Source organism: Mangrovibacterium sp., assembly GCF_059905295.1.
In genome coordinates this window covers 1-4,875 of the sequence record NZ_JBZQJF010000286.1, presented here as the reverse complement: position 1 = coordinate 4,875, position 4,875 = coordinate 1, and the positions used below count along the sequence as shown (strand labels likewise).

5 protein-coding genes are annotated in these 4,875 nt (G+C 45.6%); 4 read left to right on the top strand and 1 reads right to left on the bottom strand.

Annotated elements, in window-relative coordinates; translation table 11 throughout:
- Positions 1-497: 497 nt before the first annotated feature.
- Complete coding sequence (locus tag AC37HE_RS14665; protein ID WP_500783603.1) at positions 498-1,037, bottom strand: glutathione peroxidase; 540 nt, start codon at positions 1,035-1,037, stop codon at positions 498-500.
- A gap of 214 nt (positions 1,038-1,251) precedes the next feature.
- Between AC37HE_RS14665 and AC37HE_RS14660 the strand changes: the two genes are divergently transcribed.
- The 4 genes from AC37HE_RS14660 to AC37HE_RS14645 form a co-directional block, all read left to right on the top strand.
- The gene (locus AC37HE_RS14660; protein WP_500783602.1) at positions 1,252-2,355 is read left to right on the top strand and encodes a DNA polymerase III subunit gamma/tau; all 1,104 of its coding nucleotides are present in this window, start codon (positions 1,252-1,254) and stop codon (positions 2,353-2,355) included.
- Between the two features lie 44 nt (positions 2,356-2,399).
- Positions 2,400-3,020 (top strand): DUF8439 domain-containing protein, encoded by a 621-nt coding sequence (locus tag AC37HE_RS14655; RefSeq protein ID WP_500783601.1) that lies wholly within the window; start codon positions 2,400-2,402, stop codon positions 3,018-3,020.
- A gap of 109 nt (positions 3,021-3,129) precedes the next feature.
- The gene (locus AC37HE_RS14650) at positions 3,130-3,642 is read left to right on the top strand and encodes a ferritin (protein WP_500783600.1); all 513 of its coding nucleotides are present in this window, start codon (positions 3,130-3,132) and stop codon (positions 3,640-3,642) included.
- Between the two features lie 77 nt (positions 3,643-3,719).
- Positions 3,720-4,875, top strand: a 1,156-nt coding sequence (locus AC37HE_RS14645) for a RelA/SpoT-related domain-containing protein (RefSeq protein WP_500783599.1), incomplete at its 3' end; no start/stop codon positions are given.

The following is a 4,875-nucleotide window of genomic DNA, read 5'->3' as shown; positions in this document are numbered from 1 at the left end:
CGGTACTTTGGGGGCTTCCATGGGCCGCGGAAGTGTCCCATGGGCTAAATTTTGATCTCCATTGGCCAAAGAATGCCGTCCATAAGGTAATTTTTTGAATTAATTGGCTTTGGGAACAGTCCCATTGGCCATTTTTTTGATTTAATTGGGTAGAGGAACCGTCCCATTGGCCAATTCTCTATTTCCATTACTCATTTCTCCCATTCAACTGGCCGGGGGAGTCGTCAATTGGATCTTGTACCCCTTCCATCGGCTCCGGGACCCTTCCATCGGCTCCGGGACCCTTCCATCAGCTCCGGGACCCTTCCATCAGCTCCGGGACCATCCACAGGCAATATAAAGGGGGTGTGTAAGTAGGTTTGGCTCTGACCCCGTGGGGATAGCTTGCACGAATGAAGGTAGCAGAACAGGTGGAAGTACCCCTCTTTCCCAAACAGAAAAGCTCCGGTCTCATCGCGGGACCAGAGCTTTTGCTTAAGATTATCGTTTGTCCGAAACTAGTTTCCGGTAATCCAGCTTACAATTTTCGGATCGTCGGGAGCCGTTTTCGGACTTACATAGCCTACCAGCTGGCCGTTTTCGTCAATCATATACTTCTGGAAGTTCCAGGCAACCGACGAATCTTCCAGCCCGTTTTTTGATTTTTCGGTCAGCCAATGGTAAATGGGCGCCATATCGTCACCTTTTACCGAAATTTTGGACATCATGGGGAAGCTCACCCCGTAATTTTTCTGGCAAAACTCGGCAATCTCATCATTGGTGCCGGGTTCCTGGCTCAGAAAGTTGTTGGCCGGAAAACCGACAATCACAAACTTTTTGCCGCCGTATTTTTTATACAGGGCTTCCAACCCTTCGTACTGCGGGGTGAGACCGCATTTCGAAGCGGTGTTCACGACCAATACCTTTTTCCCTTTCAGGCTGGTCATATTGAAATCATTTCCCTCGATGTCTTTCACCGTAAAATCGTGAAACGATTTTTGTCCGCAACCCACAAGAGTCGCGAAAACAAATACCAGGATCAAGTTAATTCTCTTCATCTTGTTTCAATTTTAGTTGAATGAGTTTTCCACATACACGAATATAAACGGGTTTTTGCGCTTAAAATTTCCCGCTTCAGGCGTTTTGTATAAAACAGGCTGTTGCTGAAAAAGTTTAGCCACCTAAAGCCTGACAAAAAGCGTGCAACTGTTAATAACTATGCTCCCCGAAATAGGGCAAAATGTTTATCTTTGAAAACTCACAAGGAAAATTATGGAGAATTTTATTGTTTCTGCACGAAAATATCGTCCCGACACGTTTCACTCGGTAGTTGGCCAGGCATCCATTACTTCAACGCTGAAGAATGCGATCAAAAATCACCAACTGGCTCATGCTTACCTGTTTTGTGGTCCGCGTGGGGTAGGAAAAACTACTTGTGCCCGTATTTTCGCCAAAACAATTAATTGTCAGAACCTCACCGCCGAAACCGAACCTTGCAACACTTGCGAGTCGTGCCAGGCATTCAACAGCAATCGTTCATACAATATTCACGAGTTGGATGCTGCTTCGAATAACTCGGTTGAAGATATCCGTACCCTGACCGACCAGGTGCGTATCCCGCCGCAAATCGGGAAATACAGTATCTATATCATCGATGAGGTTCACATGCTCTCGCAGTCCGCTTTCAACGCCTTTCTGAAAACGCTGGAAGAGCCGCCAAAGCATGCGCTGTTTATCCTGGCAACAACTGAAAAGCATAAAATCATTCCAACGATCTTGTCGCGTTGTCAAATTTTCGATTTCAACCGCATTAAGATCTCCGATATTGCCGGTCACCTGGGCTATGTTGCCCAAAACGAATCGGTTAATATTGAAGGTGAAGCCCTGAATGTGATTGCTCAGAAGGCTGATGGTGCCATGCGCGATGCCCTTTCAATCTTCGACCAGATTGTGAGCTTCTCAGGCAAGGACATCACTTATAAAAATGTGATTGCCAACCTGAATGTACTCGACTATGACTACTATTTCCGCCTGGTGGATGCCTTGCTGAAGAACGATGTTCCGGGCTCGCTGATGTTATTCAACGATGTGCTCGATCATGGTTTTGATGGGCATCACTTTATCACCGGTCTGAGCAGCCACCTGCGCGACTTGCTGGTTTGTAAAGACCCGATTACGGTGCAGTTGCTCGAAGTGGGAGGCGAGATTAAAGAGAAATATAAGCAACAAGCTGCCAGCTGCGGGCAGGATTTCCTGTTCGATGCACTGAAAGTCAGCAACGAAGCAGATCTTCAATATAAAGTAAGCCAGAACAAACGCTTACTGGTTGAGCTGTCCATTATTAAAATGGCACAGCTTAGCTTAAAAAAAAAATAGCTGACGAAACTGAGAGCGACGAATTTGCCCCAATTTTTGATGGGGTGAAGGCAGCTCCACAAGTTCCGAATGGCACAAAACCGGCTGCAAAGCCTGCAGCAACACAAACATCAACATCAGCCCCGGAGGCAGGCGCTGCCGATGAAACAACTCCCCGGGTAACAACCCGTCGCGTTATTAAGCGCAGGGGGAGTGGTTATACTCCGTCTATTAAAGATGCCCTAGCGGGTAAATTTCAGGAGGAACAGGAAGAGGAGACTGCCATCGAAAAGATGAAGTATTACAGTGGCGAGCAGCTCAATGAGCCGTTTACTGCTGAAACTTTTGCTCAAAAATGGAATGAGTATGTACAGCGACTGGATCGGCCGGTTCTGAAAGCCAGCTTGTCGCGTACTCCCGAGATTTTCGATTCGTGCAAGTTGCGGTTGAAAATTGATAGTGAGATCGTCGATAACGAAATCAGTAAGATCAAACCGGACCTGGTTTCGTGGTTGCGCAAAGAACTGCAAAATACCAGCATCGAATTGATCACCGAGATTGCAGAGGTTGAATCCAGCGGCCATGGTCCTTTAACCGACTCGCAGCGCTATGCCGAAATGCTGAAGAAAAACCCGCGGATACAGCTTCTGAAAACGACCTTCAACCTGGATTTTGGTGATCATTGATAAAATCTATTTTAAATAGAATATTAAAAATGATGATTGATGCATGTATAGTTCCTACGGTGGTTGAAATTCTTTATATTTGAGAAAAACACTAAAAAAAATAACCATCATGCTTAAAGAATCCGTAGAAAAAGCGTTGAATGCTCAAATTAATGCAGAAATGCATTCAGCATATTTATACATGTCAATGTCGGCCTGGTTTCAGGCAAAAGGATTGTCTGGTTTCGCAAACTGGATGAAAATTCAATACCAGGAAGAATTGACACATGCAAACAAATTTTTTGATTACGTACACGAACGTAACGGACGTGTTTTATTGGAACCAATTGCAGCTGTTGATCAGGAATTTGACAGTGTTATCGATGCTTTCGAAAAAACACTGGCTCACGAGCAAAAAGTTACTGCTTTGATCGATAACCTGACGGATGTGGCTGTTGCTGCCAGCGATCATGCTACGCAAAGCTTTCTGCAATGGTTTATTGACGAGCAAGTTGAAGAAGAAGCTACCGTAAATGGTATTCTCGACGATCTTCGTCTGATTAACGGCCAGGGTAACGGTCTGTTCATGTTGAATCGTGAACTGGCAACGCGTACCTTTGTTGACTCTACTGCAGCTAAGTAATTTATATTACCAAATATTGGAAAGGCTGCCTGAGGGTAGCCTTTTTTTATGAACGATCCTAAAGATTGAATTGAGATATGGACAAAAGTATTGAAAAGGCCTGGCTGTCGCTGGCTGAAGCATGTAAGGAAAACCTGCAGGAAAAAGAGCAGCAGGAAGTTAAGCGGGCTTTCGATTATGCTTACGATATTTTGGAAGAGCGTAAGTGGAAAACCGGGGAAACAATTATCATTCATTCCATTGAGGTTGCCGAAGTGGTTGCCCGCGAAATAGGGCTGGGGATGGACTCTATTATTGCCGGTTTGCTGCATAATGTGCCTTACGAAGATGTTCCGAAACGTCCGGATTTTAATGAGATCGAAGAGAAGTTTGGCTCCTTTGTCCGGGTGATCCTCGAAGGAATGGCGAAAATTAATGCTTTGGGAACGGATACGGTTGACTTGCATTCCGAAAATTACAGGAAGCTGATGCTGGCTTTGGCCGGCGATGTTCGGGTAATTTTGGTGAAGATTGCCGACCGCCTGCATGTCATGCGTCACCTGGATCATTACCCGGAAGATTTTATCAAAAAAATTTCCGTTGAGACTTCGCATCTCTATGCACCGCTGGCCCACCGTTTGGGCTTGTATTACGTGAATTCGGAGATGCTTGATTTATGCCTGAAGTATTTGTCACCCGACGATTTCAAGCATGTTTCCGACTGTTTGAAAGAATCTGAAACAGAACGGAAAAACTTTGTGGCCGAGTTTGTAAAACCTATCGAGGAGAAATTAAAGTCGAAGGGCTTTAAGTTTGAAATGAAGGCTCGTACCAAAGCCATCAACTCGATCTGGAACAAGATGAAGAAGTCGGGCATCCCTTTCGAGGAAGTGTACGACATCTTTGCAATTCGGGTAATTCTGGAGTCGGAGGCACAAGCTGAAAAGTCGGACTGCTGGCAGGTTTATTCCATTGTTACCGAAGAGTATCAGGCCAATCCGGAGCGTATGCGCGATTGGATTACGGTGCCCAAGTCAAATGGTTACGAGAGTTTGCATGCCACTGTGCTGGGGCCCAATAAAAAGTGGGTCGAAATACAGATCCGGACGAAACGGATGGATGAGATCGCCGAGAAAGGTTTGGCTGCTCACTGGAAGTATAAAGGTGGTTGGGCATCGGCTGAAATGGAAAAGTGGTTGGCAGGTGTGCGTGAGATTTTGGAAAATCCGGAATTGAACGTGGTTGATTTCATTG

Coding starts and splice junctions, on each gene's coding strand:
- AC37HE_RS14665 (WP_500783603.1), bottom strand. CDS start 1,037: ATGAAGAGAATTAACTTGATCCTGGTATTTGTTTTCGCGACTCTTGTG.
- AC37HE_RS14660 (WP_500783602.1), top strand. CDS start 1,252: ATGGAGAATTTTATTGTTTCTGCACGAAAATATCGTCCCGACACGTTT.
- AC37HE_RS14650 (WP_500783600.1), top strand. CDS start 3,130: ATGCTTAAAGAATCCGTAGAAAAAGCGTTGAATGCTCAAATTAATGCA.